Here is a 23,504-nt window from a genome sequence, read left to right as displayed (position 1 = left end):
CGAAGCTATTGGCGCTGCCAGACGACGTTGTGCGACGTGGTCACGTCGTCGGGATAGACGCTCTGGGCCGCAACACCCGTCAGCGTGTCGGCATCCGTGACGACCAGGTAAAACGTGAGAATGGCGTAGCGGCTGGCGCTGCCGTCGGCCGCGAGCGAGATGGCCAGGCCCTGCGTGACATCCGAGCCGCCGATGTACCCGACCGGGGTGTTGAGAATGGTCGCAGGCGTGGAATCGCAGTCCACGTCGTAGACCGAGATTTTGCGGTCGACAATCGTCACGCACGCGCTGGAGAGGGCCCCGCTTCCGGCGAACCGCCAGATGCCGTTGATGTCGGTCGCCGGCGGGTTGGCGGCCTGCTGGGGGTTGTTGTCGGCATCGATGATCGGCGGATTGCTGTTGTTATTGTTGTTGTTCGAGCCGCCCGGCAGGTTGCCGAGCAGGTTGCAGCCAGACGCAATGGTCACGGCGAGCGCGATGCCGAGTACGAATCGGCGGCGCAACGTGTGCTGCGACTGGTGAGTCCCCCGACTCATGGCATCAGAATCCATGCGTGAAAAAGACCGAGAAGCCGATCTCGTGTACGCCGGGTTGCGCGGGGAGGAAGTTGTCCTCCGCCGGTGCGGTAATGGCCGGAATGGCCGGTTCGTTGTAGCCCGATCCCGGTGGCGTCATCGTGTCGGTCAGCGGGTTGATCGTCATGGGTGCCGGTCCGGGAACGTTGGGATTGATCACGACGCCCTTGTTATTAAACGCCTGCCGACGAATCACAAGCAGAAAACCGCCCTGGCCGGGGCCGGCGCCGAGGAACTCGCTGAAGTTCGAGAGATCCATGAAGGCATAAGCCTTCGGATAGGGATTCGGATCCGCCGGGCCGGGGCAGGGGCCGACGACGAAGTCGGGCGGGCCGAGCACATCGCTGGCGGGCGCGCTGTTCGCGTCGAAGAGATCGCCGTTGACCTGGGCCGACTCAAAGAAGCCTTCGTCACCTGACGGCGGTGTGTCTTCAAAGGCCCGCGGTCCGCCCTTGAGCGCGCCGACCAGGTTGTAGAAACGACCGCTTTGAAAAGCATTATCGCGGAAAAAGAGCACCCAACCGGTGGGGCCGAGGAAGTTCATGAAGGCAGTTGTATTCGTCGGATTGCCGACAAAATCCAACCCGACGACGAGGATCGCCACGTCACCGCCGTTCACATTAATAAGGCTTCGCCGGTCGACGAGGTTGTCATTCGATGGATAAAACGCCTGATTGCCGTCGACGGTGTTCACGTAATCAAATGGCGGGGCGTGGCCATATGCCCAGGGATTGACCGCACGCAGATTGAACTCGACCAGCGAGAAATGCGGATCGCCGGCCGAGGCAGCCGGCGAGCGCATGCCGAGGCAGTAGCCCGTCTCGTTGACGACGCGCAAGTGGTCGTATTCACTGGCGATGCCTTGCGCGCTGGCGCCGATGACGTTGTTCTTCATGACTTGCAGCGTGACCGGTCCTCCCCAGGTGCTGGGCCACGGCTGAACACCCGGGCCGCCGAGCGGGCGGCATCGCTGCTGCGTGCCGGCGCCGGTGTACTGCAACAATTCGACGGTAATCTGTTTGCCGAAGCTGCTGTCGACGAGCCGTGCGGCATTCTGGCGCGACTCCGACGCGGGCAACGGTTCGGGCGGAAGCGTGTCTGCCGGCAACGGGTCGGCCGCGGGGAGGTCGTTGGCGACTTCCTGAACGGCGGTGTTGCAACTGCCGGCCAGCGGCAGACCCAGCGCGCACAGCCCCAGTGCGCAGACGATGATGCGGTTGCCTCTCATGGAATTACTCTCTCCCCTCATGCTCCTCCCCTTATTGTAGGCGAGAGCCGACCGTCAAAAAAGTGTCGGGGCGCGCCGGATTTCTCCGACACGCCCCGTAATGACTGCACGAACTACTCGGCGGGCCGGTTATTACGGAGCGGCCGAGTGGATGAAGAACACCGAGAAGCCGATCTCATGCACGCCCGGCGTGGTCGGAAGGAGGGCATCCTCGTCCGGACCGGTGATGGCCGGAATCGCCGGCTCGTTGTAGCCCGAGCCGGGAGGCGTGATTGTATCGTTCAGCGGATCGATCGGCGCCGAGGCCGGACCCGGAACGTTCGGATTCACCACGACGCCCTTGCCGAAGAACGCCTGGCGGCGAATCACGAGAACAAATCCACCCTGGCCGACGGCCGGAGCGCCTGCTTCGTTGATGTTCGACCAGTCGGCGAAAGAGTAGGCCTTGGGGTAATCGGCCGGATGAGCCGGGCCGGGGCAGGCACCGAAGAAGAAGGCCGGCGGCGGGAACGTGACCGCGTTCGTGCTGTTCGCATCGAAGTTATCACCGTTGACCTGGGCCGACTCAAAGAAGCCTTCGTCACCTGACGGCGGTGTGTCTTCAAAGGCTCGCGGGGCGCCCTTGCGAGCACCCTGCAAGTTGTAGAAGCGACCGCTCTGGAAGGCGTTGTCGCGGAAGAACAACACCCAGCCAGTGGGGCCGAGGAAGTTCATCGTGGCAAACGTCTGCTTGGCACCGATGCCAAAGAAATCCAGACCGCGGATCGCGATGGCCACGTCGCCGCCGGCGACGTTGATCAGCGAGCGGTTGTCCGGGAAGCCGGGCACCGGGCCGGGGTTCTCGTCGTTCGACGGATAGAACGCCTGGTTGCCGTCGACTGTGTTCACGTAGTCAAAGCCGGGGGCATGACCAAACGCGAACGGGTTGACCGCGCGAATGTTGAACTCGACGTGTGAGAAGTTCGGATCGATGACCGACGCGGCCGGCGAGCGTACGCCGAGGCAGAAACCGGTCTCGCCGATGTTGATCAGCTCATCGTATTCGCTGGCGATGCCCTGAATGCTCGAACCGATGACGTTGTTCTTGAACAGGTTTAGAACGATCGGTCCGCCGAAGCGGCTGCGCCACGGATTGACACCCGGCGCGCCGAGCGGCGCACAGCGCTGCTGCAACAGATCGGACGGGTCGTACTGGAGCAGGTCGACGAAGACCAGCTTGCCGGGACCGTTGTCAATCATCAGCGCGGCGTTCTGGCGACCCTCGGAAGCGGGAAGAACTTCATTGTTCGTCCCGCCCGTCGGATTGCTGTTCAGACCGGTGATGGAATTGCACGCGACAAACACCGCCAGCGCCGTCGCGAGCAACCCAAACGATGCAAAAGTTGCTTCGTCCTGTTCATGCTTTCCGTCCTCCCCAGTTAAGTGCATACACGGTTGTGTTTCGATTGCCTCTTTAGACGTGCCCGCTGCGCGGTGAATGCAGCGCGGGTCATGCCTGAAGCCTCTCCCTAACTTACTCCCCTTTTATAATCGAAACCTTCTGTCCGGTCAAGATTTGCAGAGCGCCGAAATCGAATAACTTGTTAATCTTTGGGACGTTGGAGCCGATGGGCGACGTTTTATCCGGCGATCCATTTTATTCTCCAGGGTGACTTCCGCATTCGTTATCCGAACCTGGTTTGGAGTGTCTGCGATGATGTTTGACATCAGTAGCGATTGGAATTGGTGACTCCGTATACTTCGTATGTAGCAGGGTACCGTCCGATATTGTCATATCTCACTCTAAAGCCTGCCTTCCGGCTGGAAACGCCCGGTCGGAGTCCGAAATTCAGAGACCCACTTTTGAGGCTACGGCCGACAATGGTCCATGCACCATGTGAGCATTCCCGTGGCCCGCTTCGACGCACATTTCCTGATAATCGCTGTTGACACAGGCCAAAGCTGGAATTTCGCGCGAACGGAAGTCTTTACTCGAGCCTATCGACTCTTCCGCTTGCGATCCCGCCGCTTGTCCTTCTTGCTCGGCTGATACTTCGGCCGGCTCGGCGCTTTGAAGCTCGGCATCTTCCCGCCCGCCATCGACAGCTGCGCGAATTGCGAGCCGAACTTCATCCGGTCCAGCATCGACATGCCCGCCATGTGCTTCATCATGTCGCGCATCTGGAGAAACTGCTTGCACAGGCCGCTCACGTCCTCGGTGTCCGTGCCGCTGCCACGCGCGATCCGCCGCCGCCGCGACGCGTCGATCAGCTTCGGATTGCTCCGCTCCTTCGGCGTCATCGACTTCACGATCGCCTTCATGCGCGCGATCTCGCCTTCGTCGATCTGCATCTCCGTTTCGCGCATCATGCTCCCCACGCCGGGAATCATCTTCAGCAGGTCTTTCAGCGATCGGCCGCTCATCACCTTTTCCATCTGGCCGATGAAATCGTCCAGCGAAAGGTTCCCTTTCTTCATCTTCTCTTCGATGCGAGCCGCCTCTTCGGCGTCCACCTGCCGCTGCGTCTGCTCGACGAGCGAAACGATATCGCCCATGCCCAGGATGCGGCTGGCCATCCGATCCGGGTGAAACTCCTCCAACCGATCGAGCTTCTCGCCCACGCCGATGAACTTCACCGGCTTCTGCACGATGCTCTTGACCGACAGAATCGCGCCGCCGCGCGTGTCCGAATCGAACTTGGTGAGAATGACGCCGTCCAGCTCCAGCCGTTCGTTGAAATGCCGGGCCGTGCTGACGGCGTCCTGACCGGTCATGGCGTCCAGCACCAGGTAAATCTGGTGCGGCGAAACGGTGTTTGCCACGTTCGACAGCTCGGTCATCAGCTCATCGTCGATGGCGAGCCGGCCGGCCGTGTCGAGGATGACCACATCGAGTAGCTGCTTCTGCGCCGCGGCGACGCCGTTGCGGCAGACTTTCATGGGGTTCTGGTGATCGCGCTCCGCGTAGACGGGTACGCCCAACTGCTGTCCGAGTACTTCAAGCTGATCGATGGCCGCCGGACGCTTCAGATCGGCCGCGACGAGCATCGGCTTCTTGCCACGGTCCTGGCAATACTTTGCCAGCTTGGCGCAGGTGGTGGTTTTGCCTGAACCCTGCAAGCCCGCCATCATGATGATCGTCGGCGGCGAGGCGACCCACGGAATGCGAGAATCGACCGGACCCATGAGGCCGATCAATTCATCGTGGACGATCTTCACCATCACCTGCTCGGGGTGCAGCGTTCCGATGACTTCCGAACCGATGGCCTTGTCGGTGACTTCCTGGATGAATTTCTTGACGACATCGAGATGAACGTCGGCCTCGAGCAGGGCGGTGCGCACGTCGCGCATGACTTCGCGGACGTTTTCTTCGGTGATTCGTCCGCGGCCGCGAAGACGGCGGAAGACGTCGTTGAACCGATCGGTCAGGGCGTCAAACATGGGGTGGTTCGCCTCTTTGGATAAGGACAGTGAAGGCGGATGGAAGATACGGCTGCGTTTGGCATGCTTCAAGCGAAGCGAACAACGGGCTGGAAAATCAGGGCAAAGTCGCACCGATTTGTCCAAACATTGCCGGAATCCATCGATTATATCGTAATCGTCCGTCCTGAATAACCTTGCGCAAAATCTGCGGCGTGCTTGTAAACCCGATTATCATCTCGCGTCGATGGAACTTTCGGCGGTTGAACGGCGTATGATTTGGAGGCTGGAATGACGATGAGCAAGACAAGCACCGCAGAACGCCATGTCTCGCGCAACGTCATATTTTGAATAAGCTTATGCTGTTTCATCGCTCCGAGTAATCCCGTTGACACCGCTCCGCCAAACGGTTAAGTTTCCCGTCGGTGAGAGTGGGGGATGAAGGGCCTTTGGTTTGCAGCTAACCGCTACGGATAACGGCTTTCTTAGCCGTGGCGCTCCTCCGGATCGGAACACGGTGTTTCGATCCGGAGGTTTTTTGTTTTCCGACAAGTAAGTTTATTGATTTCAATGGGTTGCGCGAGTGAAACACGCATGTGATTCGCAGCCTGTGATCCTGGATACGACGGTTGCCGGCGTTCGCACCCCATGTCGCGAACATTTTGAGCTTACTCTGGCAGCGGCGGCATTTCCGGATGCGCTGCCGGGGCAGTTCGTGCAGATTCTCTGCCGCGATTCGGTGCAGTCGTTGGCGGACGGCCAGGCGATGCTTCGGCGGCCGTTCAGCGTCGGCGGGCTTCGGCGGGGCGTGCGGAGCGTTGAAATAGACATTCTTGGAAGAGTCGTTGGCCCGGGGACGGCGTGGTTGGCGGGGCGGCGTCGCGGTGACACCGTAAACATTCTGGGTCCGCTGGGACGGCCGTTTTCTATTACTATAAACGACGAAATACCGATTTTGGTGGCGGGCGGCGTGGGATTGCCGCCGATCCGCTGGCTTGCCGAGACGCTGTGTCGCGCGGGAATCGAACCATCGTTCATCTACGGCGCGCAATCGCGTGATCTGCTGGCAGTCGCGTTGTGTGCCGAGCCAGCCCGGGATGGAAAAATGAGCGAATGTATTAAGGAATTCGCCGGTTTGGGCATTCGGGCGGCGATCACGACCGACGATGGATCGTGTGGTCTGCGCGGTCGCGTGACGGACGCACTGGGGATTCAACTGGACGCCTGCGCGGGCCGCGCGGCGCGGGTGTACGCGTGCGGACCGGAGCCGATGTTGCGCGCGGTGGCGGAGCGTTGCGCAGCGCGCGGCGTCGCGTGCGAGGTGGCGATGGAGCGCGTGATGGGGTGCGGCATGGCGACGTGTCAGTCGTGCGTCGTGCCGGTGCGCGACGGCGCGAGCACTGATGGCTGGCGCTACGCGCTGTGTTGCCGAGAGGGTCCGGTGTTCGATGCATCGGCGGTGATCTGGTCTCGGTGAGCGGCGCGAAGGTTCGGTGTCGTTCCTTCCGGGCGGGAAAATTTATTTTTTCAGGATTCGGCGGGGCAGATCGAGGGGGTCTTCCAGAAAAAAATCGGGTGATTCGGCGCGCAGCAGGTCGCAATTCTGGTATCCCCAGGTGACGGCGACGGAAATCATTCCGGCGTTTCGCGCGGTGCGAAGGTCGGCGACGGAATCCCCCACGAGCGCGACGTACGCCGGCGGCATTCCCATGTTCAGCGCGATCCGCAATGCCGCGCGCGGGTCGGGTTTTTTTTCTTCTTCTCGCCGATAGCCGCACACGTCGATGACGTACGGCATCATCCCAAGCCGGCGAACCGTTTCGACGGCCAGTGCGTGCGGTTTGTTGGTCAGGACCGCGCACGGCACGTTTTCTGCCTTCAGTAAGTCAAGCATTTGCATGATGTTGGGGAATGGTCGCGTATGGTCGACAACGTGTGCCGCATAGTGTGTTCGCGCGTGATGGATGAACGTCTCCAGCGCGGATTCGTCGAGTTGCGGTACAGCGCGTCGACACAACGCGGGCAGTCCGTCGCCGATCCAGCCGCGCGTCTGTTCGCGGGTCACAGGAGGCAGATTCATCGCGCGAAGCGCTTGCATCAGCGCGTGGTGAATGTCCGGTAGCGAGTCCACGAGGGTGCCATCGAGATCGAAAATGCACGCGCGAGGGGGTGCGTCGGGAGGTGAAACAGTCGGATGCACTCATGTATTTGACCGCGGCGCGCCGAAAAAAGAAATGACGAGCGACCAAACTTTTTTGTTGACAAAGTTTTGGGTCACTCTAGACTTTGCGAAAAGAAAGGAGGTGACGCTAATGGCTAAACGCAAGAAGAAGAGCGCCACCAAGAAGAAAGCCACCAAGAAGAAGGGTCGGAAGTAACGCTTCCACCCGCGGGTAATTTCGCGGACGTGATCGAATCGCTTCGACGCGATCTTGCGACACCCGGGTCTTCACAGCGATGAAGACCGACGAATGCATGGAAGGTGCTCCTGCCACGGCGGCACCTTCCATTTTTTATGCGCTTCGCTCGTTCACGCATTCCTCCCATTCTCCCATTCGATGCAAATCCTCCGATGGAACAATCCTTCGCGACGCTTGCGCGACATCGTCTCGCGCGGGCTGTACGTCAACATGAAAATCGCCGTGCGCCGATCCTATGGCTGCAACAGCCACGCGCGCGTGAACGTCACGTGCTCGATGTGCGTCAGATTCGCCGAATACACGACGTGGATGCGGCCGTCGGCGGATTGGATCGCGCTGGGATAGGAGCGCTGCGGCGGACCATCTGCGATGATCTTCGGCGAAGACCACGATTCGCCGCCGTCGGTGGATAAGGCGGCGACCAGCGGCGTGCGCTGCGTCGCGCTGTCGTTGTAAAAGGCCAGCAATTCACCGGTGAGCAAACGGATCAGCTCGACCCCGCTGTTTGGATTTGGCAGGTCGTCGCGTTCGCGCACCGCCCAGGCGATTCCGCAGGCGTCGCCGCGAGCGTCCAGCAGGGTGCCCGTCTTGGAGCCGTTTCGCAGGAGTGCAAAAAGCGATCCGTCGGCCAGTTGGGCCACCGCCGGCTGGAGGTTGAGCGGGACCGAGAAGAGCTTGCCGGAAGGTTGCCAGGACGCGCCGCGGTCGGCGCTTCGCCAGAACTGCGACTGATAGACGGCCTGTTCATAGGCGGGGAGGATCCAGATGCCGCCGGCGGTGATGATGGGTCGGTTGCGGAGCAGGATGCAGAAGGCATCGAGCAAGGGGCGCGGCGTACTCCAGGTTGCTCCGGCGTCGGTGGAATCGATCTGCATGGTACGGCCAAGGCAGAAGTTGTCGCCGAACATTTCGACGTAGTACAGATGGAGCATGCCGACGTCGTCGAGAAAGAGGACGCAATTGGCGTCGGCGAAGCCGGGCTTGTCGGCGAGAGTCACTGGTGCGGACCATTGGCTGCTACCGGCTGCGCGGCGCGAGGCGACGATTCGTGTGTCGGGGGCCAGCTCGTAGGAACCCGCGCCCCAGGCGACAAGAAGTACGCCGTTGGACGCTTCGACGATGGATGCTGTGTGGTTGTAGGGAAACGGCAAGCCGCCCTCTGGAGACGACGGAACGCTCACTCTCGTGAATTCAGGCGGAAGTGAATCGTCCGCTTGGGGTGCAGGCGGCAAGTCCGCAGGGCAGGACAACAGGGCGAACCAATCCTGAAGACCGCATCCGCAGAGCGCAATGAGAATCAGTGCCACCAGAAACACGCGTCGCGGAACGCATCGCACGTGGAACCGACCGCGTGCATTCCGCCGTCGTCGTGCGGGTCTCCGTCGGCTACCGCCTGAAGCCCGGAGCTGATTGCAAACAATGCATGCGGAGGTGATGTTGTTATGGGGCATGGCGGCTGCCAATTGGTTGGTGCGGGGTAGACAAGATACGATGGCAAGCCGATGAATCCCAGCGCAGTGTTGGAGCGGTGGACCACGCCCCGAAACGCCATCCGTGCCACGGGACGTAAAATCAAGATCAAAACAGGGAGCGTCCTTAGGTACATTCCCCGCGATTCGCCGTCCCTGCCATGGCGTGACCGGTCGCGTTTAATCTGGTTTGCGAAATGTTGAAAGTCATGTGCATCTGTGGAGCGCGGCCGAACTTTATGAAGATCGCGCCGTTGGTGGAGGCGTTTGGTGCGACCGGGCGCATCACGCCGATCCTGGTCCATACCGGACAGCACTACGACGAACGGATGAGCGACTTGTTTTTCCGGGATCTGGGCATCCCCAAACCGGATGTGAATCTGGAGGTCGGGTCGGGCAGCCACGCGGTTCAGACGGCCGAGATCATGCGGCGATTCGAGCCAGTATTGTTGGAACACGCGCCGGACTGGGTGGTCGTCGTGGGCGACGTGAACAGCACGATTGCCTGCGGGCTGGTGGCGGTAAAGCTGGGTGTGAAGCTGGCCCACGTCGAGGCGGGCTTGCGGAGCTTTGACCGGACGATGCCGGAGGAGATCAACCGGATTCTGACGGACGCGATCTCCGATCTGCTGCTGGTGAGCGATCCAAGCGGCGTGGAGAATTTGCGGCGCGAGGGCGTGCCCGACGAGAAGGTGCGTTTTGTCGGCAACGTCATGATTGACACGCTGCTGAAGAATCGTGCGCGGGCGGATCTGTCGAACGTGCTGGAGACGTTCGGGCTGCGGCCCGACGGCTACGCGGTGGTCACGCTGCACCGTCCGAGTAATGTCGACGACGCGAAAACGCTGGGCGGGATACTGGATGCGCTGGCGACGATCGCGCGTGACATGCCGATTATTTTTCCCATGCACCCACGAACGCGAAAGAACATCGCGGCGATGGGGTTGGATCCGAAGGTGGCGCAGATTGCCAACTTCGTGACGCCCGAGCCGCTGGGCTATCTTGATTTTCTCAAGCTGATGGCCGAGGCGGCGATCGTGCTGACGGATTCGGGCGGCGTGCAGGAAGAGACAACGATTCTGGACGTGCCGTGCCTGACGCTTCGCGAGAATACCGAACGCCCGTCGACCATCAGCGACGGGACGAATAAGCTAGTCGGTCCGGAACCCGCCCGGATACTGGCGGGCTATCGCGCGCAGCAGGGGGCCGGTCGCGGAATAGGCCGCAAGCCGCCGCTCTGGGATGGCAAAGCCGCCCTGCGGATCGCGGAAGTCTTCCTGGAATTGCACAAACGAGAAGGTGCGTCGCCGAACCACTGATATCGGGTGGGTGTCCCCATATGATCGCCATGGAGCCGAACTCCCGCGGGTGAACCCGGAGGCGAAGGAAGATGTCCAAAAAGGCGCTCATCACGGGCATCACCGGGCAGGACGGCAGCTACCTCGCCGAGCTGCTGCTCGACAAGGGCTACGAAGTCCACGGGCTGATCCGCCGGTCGAGCAGCTTCAACACCGGGCGGATTGATCACCTCTATCGCGACCCGCACGACAAGAACGCGCGGTTGTTTTTGCATCATGGCGATCTGCTGGACGGCTCCAGCCTGCGCCGGGTGCTGACGGCGGTCGGCCCGGACGAGGTCTACAACCTGGCGGCGCAATCGCATGTGCGCGTGAGTTTTGATCAACCGGTGTATACGGTCGAGACCGGAGCGATCGGCACGCTGATGCTGTTGGAGGCGATCCGCGATACGCGGGTGCCGGCGCGGTTTTATCAGGCGTCGAGCAGCGAGATGTTCGGGTCTTCGCCTCCGCCGCAAAGCGAATCGACGCCGTTTCGCCCGCGCAGTCCGTATGCCTGCGGCAAGGTCTTCAGCTACTGGCAGGTCGTCAACTATCGCGAGGCGTACGGAATGTTCGCGTGCAATGGGATTCTTTTCAACCACGAAAGCCCGCGGCGCGGCGAGACCTTCGTCACGCGAAAGATCACGCGAGCCGCCACGCGAATCAAAGAAGGCCTGCAAAGCAAGTTGTATCTCGGCAACATCGACGCTCGTCGAGATTGGGGGTTTGCCGGCGATTACGTCGAGGCGATGTGGCGGATGTTGCAGCAGGACGCGCCGGATGATTATGTGATCGCGACGGGCGAGACGCACAGCGTGGCGGAGTTCGCCGAGGCGGCGTTTTGTCACGTTGGTCTTGATTGGAAGCAATTTGTAGAGATTGATGACCGGTACCGGCGACCGACCGAGGTGGACGCGCTTCAGGGCGATGCATCGAAAGCCCGGCGTGTTCTCGGCTGGCGGCCGCGGATCGGCTTCTCCTCGCTTGTCCGGATGATGACGGATCACGATTGGGCGCTGGCGAAAGAAGAGGGGGTTCTGGCTGCGCATCGCCTGAAGAACCAGTCCCCGTAGGGCGAGCAGGCGCCGAAGCGTCGTTCTGGGCATAAAAATAGAACCGTTCCGATCCCCGGGGGCGGTCCGGCCCGCTCTTCCCTGCTCCGAAAATCCAGCAATCAAATATCGCAAATTCACGGATTTTGCGGGGGGTTCGAATCGCGGTCGCGTCGCGATTGTCCGGACCCTTGTAATCTGGTAGAATCGGGGACGAAGCCCGGTGCCGGGGTAGGATTTTGTTGGAGACACGGCCACCGGAGGAGCCGCGTCGAGACTCGTGACGAGTGGTTCGTGCGGAGAGAGAGGGTGCGTCCATGAGGTTGGCTCAATGGATGGCGGAGCAGGCGGGCATTTCCTGGGCCGAGGTTCTGGGCGATGCGTCGACTGAAGCGGCGGTGTCGCGGTCAAAGAGCGCCGGTCGCCCAAGGGAACCGGAGGCTGATTTTCTCTCCCGTCGCAAGCTGCTCTTCGGCGCGTTGATGGCTTCGACGCTGGCGCAGCGGGCGGCGCAGGCGGCGCCCTCGACGAGCGCGACGCGCTGGTTGATAAACCGGCTGACGTATGGCTGGACGCAGGCCGAGCAGACGCGGGCGGATCAACTGGGATACCACGGCTACCTGGAGTATCAGCTCAACCACGCGGCCATTGACGATTCGGCCCTGACGCAGCGTTTGATTCCTTACTTGTATCTTCGGCTGACGCCGGCGCAGCTGTATTCGATTTCGATGCCGAGCTACATCATCCACCAGGTGGTGGAATCGACCTTTATCCGCTCGGTGCACAGTAAGCGACAGTTGTATCAGAAGATGGTGGAGTTCTGGACCGACCATTTTCACATCAGCATCACGAACGAAATGAACGCCTGGCTGCGATACGTGGACGTGCGGGACGTGGTGATGCCGCATGCCCTGGGCAAGTTTCCCGACATGCTGAACGCCAGCGCCCGCAGCGTGCCGATGCTGCTTTATTTGAACAATTTCGAGAATGCCTGGTGGTCGATCAACGAGAACTACGCCCGCGAGTTGCTGGAATTGCACACGCTCGGCGTGGACGGCGGTTATACGCAGCAGGACGTGATGGAAGTCGCTCGCTGCTTCACCGGCTGGGGCACCAACGGCGCCGACGGGACCAGCAACGCATTGACGTTCTTGTACTACCCGCACAAGCACGACAACGGTCCCAAGACCGTTCTGGGGTACACCATTCCCGCGGGTGGAGGCATGAACGACGGCCAGATCGTGCTCGATATTCTCGCGAATCACCCGAGCACCGCGCAGTTCGTGTCCAGGAAGCTCTGCCGGCGGTTTTACGACTACAACCCGCCGGTCAGCTTGGTCAACAGCGTGGCGCAAACCTACACCGCGACCGGCGGCGACATCAAGGCCATGCTTCGCACGCTGTTCAACAGCATCGATCCGCAATCGGCGCCTCCCAAGCTGAAGCGACCGTTTAATTTGTTTACCTCTGCGTTTCGCGCGACCGGTGCCGACGTGGTGGACTTCCCCCAAGGCTGGACGACGCAATTGCGAAACCTGATGTCCGACTGCGGGCACCAGCCCTTCCATTGGGGTCCGCCGGATGGTTTTCCGGAATCGTTGGATTTCTGGGCCAACCTCCTCACCCCTCGCTGGGCCTTTGCCTCCACGCTGGGGTCGTTTGGAATGTTCCAGGTCAACTTTGATATCAGCGTCTTCATGAGTGGTGCGTCGTCAGCCGACAGCATGGCCGATCGCATCGAGTCGCGGTTGTTCCCATACGGCATGACCGCCACGGAAAAGACCTTGGTGCGTGACTACTTGGCGGTGGATCCAACCTCGCCGGCGCGGCAGCGCGAAGCCGTGGGGTTGGCGGTGGCATCGCCATCGTTCCAATGGGAATGATTCGATCCATGGTGCGGCAGATTTGGGGTAAAGAGGTGCTGGAATGAGCCACGCGGACTGCCAGGGATGCAGCGAATACCTGCAACTGACGCGGCGCCAGTTCATGGCGGCCGCAGGAGGAACCGCGCTGGCGGCGTCCGCCCCGGCGTGGCTGCCGCGCGTGGCGCTGGCCGACGATTTCTGTTCGACGCGCGATGTGCTTGTTTACATTTTTCTGCGAGGCGGGGCCGATGGTCTGTCGCTTTGCCCGCCGATCGGTGAGGACGAGTACTACCTGCGCCGGCCGACTCTTGCGATCCCGCGCCCCGACAGCGGGCATCCGATGGCGGCGATCGACTTGGATGGGTTTTTTGGATTTCCGAAGGTCCTTGAGCCGCTGATGCCGGCCTATCAGGCGGGGCATCTGCTCGTGATTCACGCCTGCGGCATTAACGACACTTCGCGTTCGCACTTTGACATGCAGCGTTTCGCCGAAGTCGGCAAGCCGGCCGACATCACGCTGGGGTCGGGGTGGATCGGTCGCCATTTGGCGAGCATTCCGCCGATGGTGCCGGGTTCGATCCTGCGCGGCGTGGGCGTGAACTACGGCCTGCAACAGTCTCTGGTCGGCGGGCCGAAATCAATCTCCGTGCCCAAGCCGGAACAATACGGTCTGGGCGGCGACGCGGGGACGCTCGCGGCGCGAAAAGCAGTCCTCGAGCAGATGTACGCCGGCGTCGGCGAGCCGCTGCAAACCAGCGCCATCACCTCGCAGCAGACGATTGATCTGCTCAATTCCATCAACTTCAACGGTTATCAGCCGGCCGGCGGTGCGGTGTATCCGAACAGCACGCTGGGGCTGTCGCTGCGATCAACGGCCGCGCTCATCAAGGCCGAGGTCGGCGTCGAGGCGATCGCGGTCGACAATCTCAACAGTTGGGACACGCACGTCTCGCAGGGTTCGGTCCAGGGCGGCATGGCGAACAGCATGGCGACGTTGGCGTCCGCGCTGGCGGCGTTCCATGCCGACATCTACGCCGGCAACGGGCGCAACGTAACCATCATCGTACAGACCGAGTTCGGCCGGCGCCTTCAAGAGAATGGCGGCCTGGGCACGGATCACGGCCATGGCGGCGTCATGTTCGTCATCGGCGGCAACATCACCGGCGGTCGCGTGTTGAGCCACTGGCCGGGTCTCCAGCCCGAGCAGCTTTTTGAGGGGCTGGACCTCGCCGTGACGATTGACTACCGCGATGTGCTGGCCGAAATCGTCCAGCATCGCCTGGGCAATCCCAATTTGTCGTTTGTCTTTCCGGATTACACGCCGAAGTTCGAGGGCGTCACGGCGCAATGCCAGGCGACCGCCGGCGACCTGAACTGCGACGGCGCGGTCAACGTGGATGATGTTTCGCCGTTTGTCGGAGCATTGATCGACCGCGACAAACAGCAGGCGGAATCGCCGGGCTGCGATGTCATGCGCGCCGATCTCAACGCCGACGGCCAGATCGACGGCCGCGACATTCAACAATTCACCGACAAAGTTCTGGGGATGTAGGACCGGTCGGTCCGTCAGCACGAGTGCCTCACCGGTCCGCCGTGGGGGTGGCTCGTTCCGCGCCTACTGATTGAGCAGCAAGGTCACGAAGCCCGGAATATCGGCTTCGCTGACAAGGGTATCTTCGTTCACATCGCAGGCGCAGGTCTCATCGGGCGTGCCCATTCCGCCGGTGAGGATTCGCACGAACAATTGGGCGTCTCGGCCGTCCACGATCTCGTCGCCGGTGGTGTCGCCGGGCCGCCGGAACGGGCAGACATCGCAGGCATCGCCGCGCCCGTCGCCGTCGGCGTCGGCCTGATTGTCTTCGTTCGGACCGTTGGGGACCGTGTCGCAGTTGTCGCATCCGTTCATGACGCTGTCGCCGTCGGAGTCGAACGGGCAGCCGGCGCTGTCCGCGACGGCGCACGCGGGCGTCTGGGGGCAGTTGTCCGCGTCGTTCAATACGCCATCGCCATCGTCATCGAGCGTGGAGCAGCCGTTGGGGTCGATCAGATCGCCGGCCTGGGTATTCGGACAGGCATCTTGATTGTCGGGGAGGCCGTCACCATCGGCGTCTGCCAGCGCTTGGACCGAGAAATCGTCGAAGTAGGCGCGATCGTTCCCGCCGGCATCGACATGGTAGAAGTCGACGTCGGCGAGAAGGTCGTTGGCCCCCTGGCCGAAGGCCTGGCGATAGGCGACGCGGACGCCGTTAAAATAGACCGCAACGTTTCGCTGGCCCGTCGCGTAATTCAGAAACACGCGAAACTCGTTCCAGTGGTTGGGGGTCACCAAAACACTCGTATTGACAAAATTCAAATTGTCCCAGACCAGCAGTTCATTGGAGGCGTTCACCGCCACGGCCGTCACGCGGCGGGTAAATGGCAGCGAGCCGTCATACACGTCTATGCCCCAAAGCGTGCTGGGGCTGCCGGCGTTTCGATCGATGTAAAGACGAAAATCAATCTGGATCGCCGCGGCCGACGCATGCACAGCGTGATCCAGCGGTTTCCACCACCAGTTTGACAACGTGGTCAGCGCGGCGTCGATGCGGACGGATCGTGGCGGGCTGAAGTTGAACGCGCTCTGCACGATCGCCAGGCCGGGCGTCTCCGGGGAATTGGTGCTGATCCAGCCGTCCTGACCGGGCAGGCTCCCATCGACAAACGGAGGCCCGTCGAAGGCTGTGGAATACAGGGTTTGTGCCTGGCTGAATGCGGGTCCGCATCCGATCAGGCAAAGCAGGATGAATAATCGAGCGGTACGCATGTCCATTCGCCTTTGACCGGATCCGGGCAGCCATCCGTGACGGGGTTCGTATGAAAGCGGTCATGCCATATGCGGTGCGTGAACCGCCGTGGCGGCGAGACCCCCGGGGAAGCCGCGTTTTGATTCTATCGATCTTACCGTTTTGGGCCTGTTGCTTCAAGAAATCCGGGTAGTCTCGATCCGAGCGCGCCCGCCGGGCGGGAAAGTGCCGCGCGCATTATGGGCCGCGCTGGTTTGAGAACCCGTGCCTTAGGGCACGGCCGGCTTCTTTACCATGTCCACCGGATCGGCGGCGGTGTAATCAAATTGCGAACCGGATCGCTTGCCGTTCTTCATTCCCTCGAATCGGACGATGAAGCGACCCTTGTCCGGTCGCCGGAAGGCAAACCGTTGCGGGAATTCCCGCTCGAGGTCCTCGAAGACGGCTTCGTGTTCGTTCAGGGACTTCAGCGGATAGCGCAGCGGCGCGTCCTTCTCCTCCCATGCATGCGCCTGGCGATCAAAATGACGAATGTAGAAAACAGGCCTGCCGTCCTCGACGGTGATCGTCATCAGTTCCATCATCCACAGGCGGCCATCCTGCATCCACCGAAACATGCCCATCATGCAGTCGCCTTGCGGCGCGGACCAGGTCTCCTCCAGCCAATCCTTGCCCTGTGTCCGCACCCAGCGGCCGGTCATCATACCGAGCGGCTTCAATGGGTTGTCCGATTCGGCCGTGGTGTGGGCAGCGCTGTTTTTCGTTGACTTCGGCGCATCGTCAAGCAGGGCAACCGAACCGGCGATGCAGCCGGCCAGGAGCAGGGCGATCGCTTTCATGGGATTCTCCGCGGAGGGATTCGCGTTGCTGCCGCTCGCCAGCTGCGCAACGCACGGGTCATCTTAGTGGATGATGATCGACTTTGCTCGGTCGGCAATGTGGCGAGCCGAAAGCCCCGCGCGGGCGAGGATGTCTTCCGTCGATTTCGCGCTCTTGGGGATTCGCGTGACGGTCATGGCATGGACCCGGACGCCGTCGCCATCGGAGTTGGCCGCCGCTTCGGCCAGCGCGCCCGCCAAGCCGCCGAGGTAGTTGTCTTCCACGCAGAGAAGGTGTCCGCCGGCTTTGCGGGCAGCCGCCAGCACAGGCGATGCGTTAAGCGGGAAGGAATAGGCGTCGATCAGCGTGCACTTCGTTCCAGCCGCGGCGAGCATTTCCACCGCCTGCTTGCACACATGCACCATGTATCCGGCCGACACAATTGCGAGCGCGTTGCCCTCGGCCAGGAGATGCGAGCCGCCGAGTTCGAAATGCGTCTCGGGCGCGTAAAGCAGCGGCACGTCGGGCCGGTGCGTGCGCAAGTAGCACATGCCGACGTGATTGGCCATGAGCCAGGTGCAGTGGAATGCGCTGACGGCATCGGACGGATGAAACACAACGCAGGCGGGGCGGCCCTGACCGTTGTCGGTCTGCGAGGCGCAGCGGAAGTAAGCGACGTCGTGCAGACTCATCTGGCTCGGGCCGTCGGCTGCGAGAGAGATTCCGGCATGCGACCCGGCGAGTTTGATGTTGGCGCGGGAGATTTGCGCCATCTCGATCTGGTCGTAGGCGCGCGCGAGGAACTTGGCGAACGAACTGGCGAAGGGGATGTACCCCGCGGCAGCCATGCCGGCAGCGGCCGATATCATGTTCTGCTCGGCGATCTTGCACTCCACGAACCGGTCGCCGTGCCGTTTCGCGAAAATATCTGCAAATGTCGAATTGCTCACGTCGCCGTCCAGTGCCACGATCCGTTTGTCCGCGTCGCCCAGCGCCGCCAGGGCCGCGCCGTAGGCCCGGCGCGTCGCGATCGCGTTCTTGCGAACGGCGTCCATCAGGCCTGCGGCCTCCATCGCGGCTTCAAACTTGATCGGTGCGATGGCTCGTGCTTCGACGCGCGTGGCGGAGAGCGGCTTGCCGGGCGCGCACTCGAAGCGGCCGGCCGACGTCGCCCCCAGTTTAGCCGCCGTGGCGTCCAGTTCGGCCAGCGCGGCATCGAGTTTGTTCGCCGCGACGGGCTTGCCGTGATTGGACTTGTCGGCCAGCGACGGGCAGCCCCAGCCTTTCTGTGTTTTGGCGACAATCGCCAATGGCGCGGAACGGGGCCAGCCGGTTGTCAGGGCTGACTTGATTGCCTGCGGATCGTGGCCGTCGATGACGGCGACCTGCCAGCCGAAGGCCTTGCACTTGGCGGCGATGCAATCGGCGGATTGCTGCGTGGACACATAATCTGCCTGACCCTGGCCATTGCAATTAAAGATGGCCACGACACTCGTGAGCTTGCGCTCGGCGATCATGTCCATGGCTTCCCATATCTGCCCCTCGCGGGATTCGCCGTCGCCGATCAGGCAGTAAATTTGCTTGTCGATTCGGTCGAGCTTTGCCGCCAGCGCCAGCCCTGCTGCAACGCTTAGCCCCTGACCGAGCGAACCGGTCGCGGCGTCAAAGAATGGGAACCCCTCGGCCGGATTTGGATGTCCGTCGAGAACGCTGTCGGCCTCGCGCAGGCTCGCCAGATCGGTCTTGGTGAGCGGCTTGGCGCCGTCGCGGCGCTTTCCGACCAGTCCGCCTAGATCGGCGTATGCGGCATAGACTGCCGGCACGGCGTGCCCCTCCGAGAGGACGAGTCGATCGTTTCCGGGATGCCACGGATCATCGGGCGCGAAGCGCATCACGTCGTGCATCAAAACGGTGACGATGTGAATGATCGACAGGCCGCTGGACGGGTGGCCCGATCCGGCGGCGGTGGTCATGCGAATCACGTCTTTGCCGAGTTCGACGGCCTTGTGGTGAATCTGCTCGGAATAGGGCATTGCTGCTCCCGAAAAGGCGGTGACAACAGGTGGTATGACGAATGAACCGGAGCGTAGCGTAACCGGTCGGCGCGGCGTGGCCAACACCGGATCAAGGAGACTGATGGGGCTTTTGCGACGGCTTCACCGTTGCCGATGACTTGGGTATGATGACTCAACTGATTGCCCCTCCCTCGCCCGCGAAAAGGCATGGAGGCTCTGCGCGTTCGACCGTTCCGGTCAGGGGTGAAGACGTGGACTGCTTTGCGATCACCGGTGGCAACCGCCTTCGAGGGACCACTTCGGTCAACGGCGCCAAAAACGCCGCGCTGCCGATCATGGCGGCGTCGATTCTGACCGAGGGCGAGACCGTCCTGAAGGGCGTTCCGTATCTTGAAGACATCAAGCACCTCGCCGTTCTGCTGGAGCGGCTGGGCGTGAGTGTTTCGCGCGATGAGAAGGGCTACATCCACCTGAAGGTGGAAGACGAGCTGAATTGTCACGCCGAGTATGAGCTGGTGCGCAAGATGCGCGCCAGCGTCTGTGTGATGGGTCCGCTCCTGGCCAAGCGTCGCCAGGCGCAGGTCAGCCTGCCCGGCGGATGCAACATCGGCGATCGTCCGGTCGAGTTGCACGTCATGGGGTTGCAGGCCCTCGGCGCCGACGTCGAGTTGATCAGCGGCGACATCCACCTGAAAGCCAAGCAGCTCAAGGGCACCGAGATGTTTCTCGGAGGCCCGTTCGGATCGACGGTGCTCGGCACGGCCAACGTCATGATGGCCGCTTGCCTCGCACATGGCACGACCGTGATCGAATCCGCCGCCTGCGAGCCGGAAGTCGTCGACCTGGCGAACTACCTCAACGCCTGCGGCGCCCACATCACCGGTCACGGCACCCCGCGCATCACCATCGAGGGCGTCAAGTCGCTGCGCGGCTGCGAATACACCATCATTCCCGACCGCATCGAAGCCGGCACGATCATGACGGCGGCCGCGGTCACCAACGGCGAAGTCACGATACCCAATTGCCGGCTGGATCATCTGCTCGCCTTTGTGGATCGCCTGCGCGCGATCGGGGTCAACGTCGAGCGCGATGCCGGCGGCGTCACGGTTTCGTCATCGCGCCGGCTGATGCCGGTCAGCGTCACGACCCAGCCGTATCCGGGATTCCCGACCGATTTGCAGGCGCAGATCATGGTGTTGCTGTGCCTGGCCGACGGGAACAGCATCATCACGGAGAAGATCTTCCCCGATCGATTTGTGCACGTGGCGGAGTTGAACCGCATGGGGGCGCGGCTGCGCAAGGAAGGGCCGACGGTCATCGTCGAGGGCGTGAAGAACCTGATCGGCGCGCCGGTGATGGCGAGCGATCTGCGTGCGTCGGCGGCGCTGGTCCTCGCGGGCCTGGTGGCCAAGGGGCAAACGCGGGTCTCCCGCGTGTATCATATCGATCGCGGCTACGAGCGCTTTGAGCAGCGGCTCAATGCGCTGGGGGCCGACATCAAGCGGCTGCCGGAATGAACTGCGTCAAGTGCAATTACCTGCTTTGGGATCTGCCGGACAATCGTTGTCCGGAGTGCGGGCATCTGTTCGAGACGACCGACTACGCCTTCAAGCCGCGCTCGGTGCATTTCATCTGCCGCACGTGTCATCAGCCCTACCTCGGGACGGATTTTGACGGATTGCCGTATCCGCGGCGATTCACCTGCATCAGTTGCGGTGAGGCGCTCGATGCGGCGCATCTGATGGTTCACCCGCTTTCGCCAGATGCCGTGGCCGAGCCGACGCGCGAGGGCACGCCGTGGGAACTGCGCGATCGCGTGGGCACGGCTCGCGCCTTTGTCGACGGCTTGACGCGACTCGCGACCCAGCCCGGCGAGTTCTTCCGGATGTCGGTTGCCAGCAGCGGTCACGGGGCGACGCTCTTTTCGGTCGTGTGCGCATACATCGCGGTGTTCATGGTCGCCGGCGTGTTCACGTTTTTCCGAAAGGCCGGGCTGATCAACTGGCTGCCGGATGTGGGCACGTGGCTGGCGATGCCCCAGGGCCTGGTGCTGCTCGCTGCGATTCCGCTGATTCAGATCGGCTGGAACTACTTGTTCGGCACGTTGATTCAAACCGTGCTCTGGGGGCTTGGGCAATCCGGTTCCGAGCTGGATCAGTCCGTGCGCGCGGTGGCATTCGGCAGCGCGGTGCTTCCGGCCGTGTTCTTGTTGCCGCCGGTCGGGTTGCTGTGGTACGTGTTCGTCGTTTCGTGCGGCATCGAGCATTATCAATGCACAACGCGCAGTCGTGCCGTCGTGGCGACACTCATTCCCATGCTGCTCGCGGCCAACGTCGCGCTGGCTGTGACCTACACCGTGTTTGATTGATCGCTACGCCAGGATCGGCAGCGGCAGGACGCCGGGCGCCGGTGCGGGCTGCGCCGTCTTGATGAACACGTCGGAATACTGATCTTGCAGATAATCGCGCTTCGGGCCGGATCGAATGTGATCCCACGGCAGTATCTCGTCGGTCGCGCGCTCGCGGTGGGCGTACCAATCGGGATCGACGCCTGTCGCCTCGAACGCCCGCAGCCAGATGCCGTAATCGAACGCTTCGTCCCAGCCGTCGAACCGCGCGCCGAGTCGATAGGCCCGTTCCACCGCCGCGCAGAGCCGACGGTCTCCGCGCGACAGCACCGCTTCGAGAATCGAGCGTTTCGCGTCGTGCGTGCTGATGCGTACGGCCTTGGTGCGGCCTGCGTGAACAGCCGCCGCGAGAATTCGCCGGGCTTCCTGGAAGTATTCGATACGAGGCTGCGCGGCCCACTGGAATGGCGTGTAGGGCTTGGGTACAAGCCAGCCGACGCTCGCGTTGATGAACGCGGGCGGCTTGCCGATGCGCTTTCGCGCGGCGGACATCTCGCGTGACAGCTCGTAAATCCCGCGGATATCGTCCGGCGTCTCACCCGGGAAACCGACCATGAAATAGGTCTTGATGCGGTTCCAGCCGGCTTTGTACGCCTCGACGAGGCCGTCCATCAGGTTGCCATCGGTGACTTTCTTGCGAATCGCGGCGCGGAGCGTGTCGCGCGCCGCTTCGACGGCGATCGTCAGCCCGCCCTTGCGCACGCTGCTGGCCATCCACGGGATGTTCTGAAGCATCTTGTCGACGCGAAGCGACGGCATGGAGATGTTGACGTGACGTCCGGCGAAGCGCTCGTTGACGCGGGCCGACAACTCGCGCAGGTGCGGGTAGTCAGCCGTGGAAAGGCTCAACAGGCCGATCTCCTCGTGCCCGGTCGCGGCGTATTGTTCTTCGAGAATCGAAAGAATCTTCTCGACGCTTCGGACGCCGACGGGGCGCTTGGTATAACCGGCGTGACAGAAGCGGCATCGCTGCGGGCAGCCGCGCATGACTTCCACGGCCATGCGGTCGTGGACCACTTCGGCGTAGGGGACCAGCGGCCGCGTGGGGAAGGGGGCGTTTTCAAAATCGGGCGTCTGGCAGCGTTCGATCTGCGCGGGCAGGCCGGCGATTCGGGGAATCACGCCGGCGATGGTGCCGTCGGCGTGATAGGACACATCGTACAGGCTCGGGGCATAGGCCCAGGGGAAGCGCCGGGCCATGATCTCGATCATGTCGCGCCGGCGCACGCCGCTGGATTTAAGCTCTTTGTATAATTCAAGAATGGCCGCCATCGCCCCTTCGCCATCGCCGACGACGACGAGGTCCACGAAGTCGGCCACCGGCTCCGGATTGTCCGCCTGCGGCCCGCCGACGATGACGAGTGGGTGACGGTCGTCCCGTTCGGCCGCGCGCAGCGGAATGCCCGCGAGATCGAGCAATTGCAGGAAACCCGTGAACCCCAGCTCGTACTGAAGCGAGATCGCGAAGAGGTCCGCTTCGCTGACCGGCCGGCGAGTGTCCCACGTGAAGAGAGGAATACGCTTGTCGCGCATGAGCTGCTCGGCGTCGGTCCAGGGGCAGTAGACGCGCTCGGCGCACACGCCCGGTGTGTGATTGCAAAGCCAGTAGAGAATCTGGCATCCCAGGTGCGACATGCCGATCGTGTAGGCATCGGGGAAGCCGACCACGACGCGCACCTGCGCCGCGTCCCAGTCGCCGTCGCGGACGAGTTGATTGAACTCGCGACCGATGTATTGGGAGGGTTGCTTCACGTACGGAAGCAGTTCATCACTGATGCGCCGGTCCAGCATGTGGGTGTCCTGACGTCGGTTGAACGTACCAATCTGATTTCAGCCGGGTCATTCTAACCGACTGCCGCGCGGAGCGGTCCGAATATCTTGTGATTGATCCACGCGGGCCTTGTCCGGCAAGAGATGCCTTCAACCAGGGTGATTCCGCTGACCGGAGAAAGACGGATTTTCCGCACCGCGATGCCGCTTATAGACACGTGGGAGCGTCCTACAACATATCCGGAGCGGTTCGCAGCCGGCTTTTTCACGACCTGCCGAACCGGTTGTCGGCATTCCTCGCAAGCCGATGGTCAGAGGTTATGGGGGCGAAACGCGGTTCGTCTATCTGTTGGAGCGCAAAG

At 62.1% G+C, this 23,504-nt stretch carries 17 protein-coding genes; 7 read left to right on the top strand and 10 right to left on the bottom strand.

From position 1 onward, the window contains the following. Window positions 1-5 precede the first annotated feature (5 nt). The 4 genes from HRU71_04040 to ffh all read right to left on the bottom strand — a co-directional run bounded on the left by HRU71_04040 (window position 6) and on the right by ffh (window position 5,223). Window positions 6-536: a hypothetical protein gene (locus HRU71_04040; GenBank protein QOJ02709.1), complete on the bottom strand. Its 531-nt coding sequence runs from the start codon at window positions 534-536 to the stop codon at window positions 6-8. A gap of 4 nt (window positions 537-540) precedes the next feature. After that, window positions 541-1,803, bottom strand: a complete 1,263-nt coding sequence (locus HRU71_04035) for a hypothetical protein (protein ID QOJ02708.1) — start codon at window positions 1,801-1,803, stop codon at window positions 541-543. Window positions 1,804-1,935: 132 nt separating this feature from the next. Then, window positions 1,936-3,231 carry a hypothetical protein gene (locus tag HRU71_04030; GenBank protein QOJ02707.1) on the bottom strand — a complete coding sequence of 432 codons (1,296 nt, stop codon included), beginning with the start codon at window positions 3,229-3,231 and terminating at the stop codon, window positions 1,936-1,938. Between the two features lie 549 nt (window positions 3,232-3,780). Further along, on the bottom strand, window positions 3,781-5,223 hold the full coding sequence (gene ffh, locus HRU71_04025; protein ID QOJ02706.1) for a signal recognition particle protein: 1,443 nt from the start codon (window positions 5,221-5,223) through the stop codon (window positions 3,781-3,783). Window positions 5,224-5,785: 562 nt separating this feature from the next. On the opposite strand from ffh, the gene HRU71_04020 reads away from it, so the two are divergent. Next, window positions 5,786-6,679, top strand: a complete 894-nt coding sequence (locus HRU71_04020; protein QOJ02705.1) for a dihydroorotate dehydrogenase electron transfer subunit — start codon at window positions 5,786-5,788, stop codon at window positions 6,677-6,679. A 42-nt stretch (window positions 6,680-6,721) separates the two neighbouring features. Here HRU71_04020 and HRU71_04015 read toward each other — a convergent pair whose 3' ends face one another. Both HRU71_04015 and HRU71_04010 read right to left on the bottom strand, forming a co-directional pair. Beyond that, complete coding sequence (locus HRU71_04015) at window positions 6,722-7,333, bottom strand: HAD family hydrolase (protein ID QOJ02704.1); 612 nt, start codon at window positions 7,331-7,333, stop codon at window positions 6,722-6,724. A 522-nt stretch (window positions 7,334-7,855) separates the two neighbouring features. Beyond that, window positions 7,856-8,803, bottom strand: a complete 948-nt coding sequence (locus HRU71_04010; GenBank protein ID QOJ02703.1) for an exo-alpha-sialidase — start codon at window positions 8,801-8,803, stop codon at window positions 7,856-7,858. A gap of 485 nt (window positions 8,804-9,288) precedes the next feature. Here HRU71_04010 and wecB point away from each other — a divergent pair, with 485 nt between their 5' ends. The 4 genes from wecB to HRU71_03990 all read left to right on the top strand — a co-directional run bounded on the left by wecB (window position 9,289) and on the right by HRU71_03990 (window position 14,900). Further along, a complete protein-coding gene (gene wecB / locus HRU71_04005) occupies window positions 9,289-10,410 on the top strand; it encodes a UDP-N-acetylglucosamine 2-epimerase (non-hydrolyzing) (GenBank protein ID QOJ02702.1) in 1,122 nt (373 codons plus the stop codon). A gap of 71 nt (window positions 10,411-10,481) precedes the next feature. Beyond that, on the top strand, window positions 10,482-11,504 hold the full coding sequence (gene gmd / locus HRU71_04000) for a GDP-mannose 4,6-dehydratase (protein QOJ02701.1): 1,023 nt from the start codon (window positions 10,482-10,484) through the stop codon (window positions 11,502-11,504). 296 nt (window positions 11,505-11,800) lie between these two features. Further along, the gene (locus HRU71_03995; protein QOJ02700.1) at window positions 11,801-13,366 is read left to right on the top strand and encodes a DUF1800 domain-containing protein; all 1,566 of its coding nucleotides are present in this window, start codon (window positions 11,801-11,803) and stop codon (window positions 13,364-13,366) included. 43 nt (window positions 13,367-13,409) lie between these two features. Then, entirely contained in the window at window positions 13,410-14,900 is a 1,491-nt protein-coding gene (locus HRU71_03990; protein QOJ02699.1) for a DUF1501 domain-containing protein, read from the top strand. 63 nt (window positions 14,901-14,963) lie between these two features. Here HRU71_03990 and HRU71_03985 read toward each other — a convergent pair whose 3' ends face one another. From HRU71_03985 to HRU71_03975, 3 genes are all read right to left on the bottom strand, one after another. Then, window positions 14,964-16,151 (bottom strand): thrombospondin type 3 repeat-containing protein, encoded by a 1,188-nt coding sequence (locus HRU71_03985; protein ID QOJ02698.1) that lies wholly within the window; start codon window positions 16,149-16,151, stop codon window positions 14,964-14,966. A 249-nt stretch (window positions 16,152-16,400) separates the two neighbouring features. Beyond that, entirely contained in the window at window positions 16,401-16,970 is a 570-nt protein-coding gene (locus HRU71_03980) for a hypothetical protein (GenBank protein QOJ02697.1), read from the bottom strand. 63 nt (window positions 16,971-17,033) lie between these two features. Further along, on the bottom strand, window positions 17,034-18,983 hold the full coding sequence (locus HRU71_03975; GenBank protein ID QOJ02696.1) for a transketolase: 1,950 nt from the start codon (window positions 18,981-18,983) through the stop codon (window positions 17,034-17,036). Window positions 18,984-19,216: 233 nt separating this feature from the next. Between HRU71_03975 and murA the strand changes: the two genes are divergently transcribed. Together murA and HRU71_03965 are read left to right on the top strand one after the other, a co-directional pair. Then, on the top strand, window positions 19,217-20,482 hold the full coding sequence (murA, locus tag HRU71_03970; protein ID QOJ02695.1) for a UDP-N-acetylglucosamine 1-carboxyvinyltransferase: 1,266 nt from the start codon (window positions 19,217-19,219) through the stop codon (window positions 20,480-20,482). Further along, on the top strand, window positions 20,479-21,333 hold the full coding sequence (locus tag HRU71_03965; GenBank protein ID QOJ02694.1) for a hypothetical protein: 855 nt from the start codon (window positions 20,479-20,481) through the stop codon (window positions 21,331-21,333). The genes murA and HRU71_03965 overlap by 4 nt, the downstream gene beginning before the upstream one ends. A 3-nt stretch (window positions 21,334-21,336) precedes the next feature. Here HRU71_03965 and HRU71_03960 read toward each other — a convergent pair whose 3' ends face one another. After that, window positions 21,337-23,163, bottom strand: a complete 1,827-nt coding sequence (locus tag HRU71_03960; protein ID QOJ02693.1) for a TIGR03960 family B12-binding radical SAM protein — start codon at window positions 23,161-23,163, stop codon at window positions 21,337-21,339. Window positions 23,164-23,504 lie beyond the last annotated feature (341 nt).

It is taken from the genome of Planctomycetia bacterium, assembly GCA_015200345.1.
GTDB lineage: Bacteria > Planctomycetota > Phycisphaerae > UBA1845 > UTPLA1 > PLA3.
This window is presented reverse-complemented; position numbering and strand designations above follow the sequence as displayed.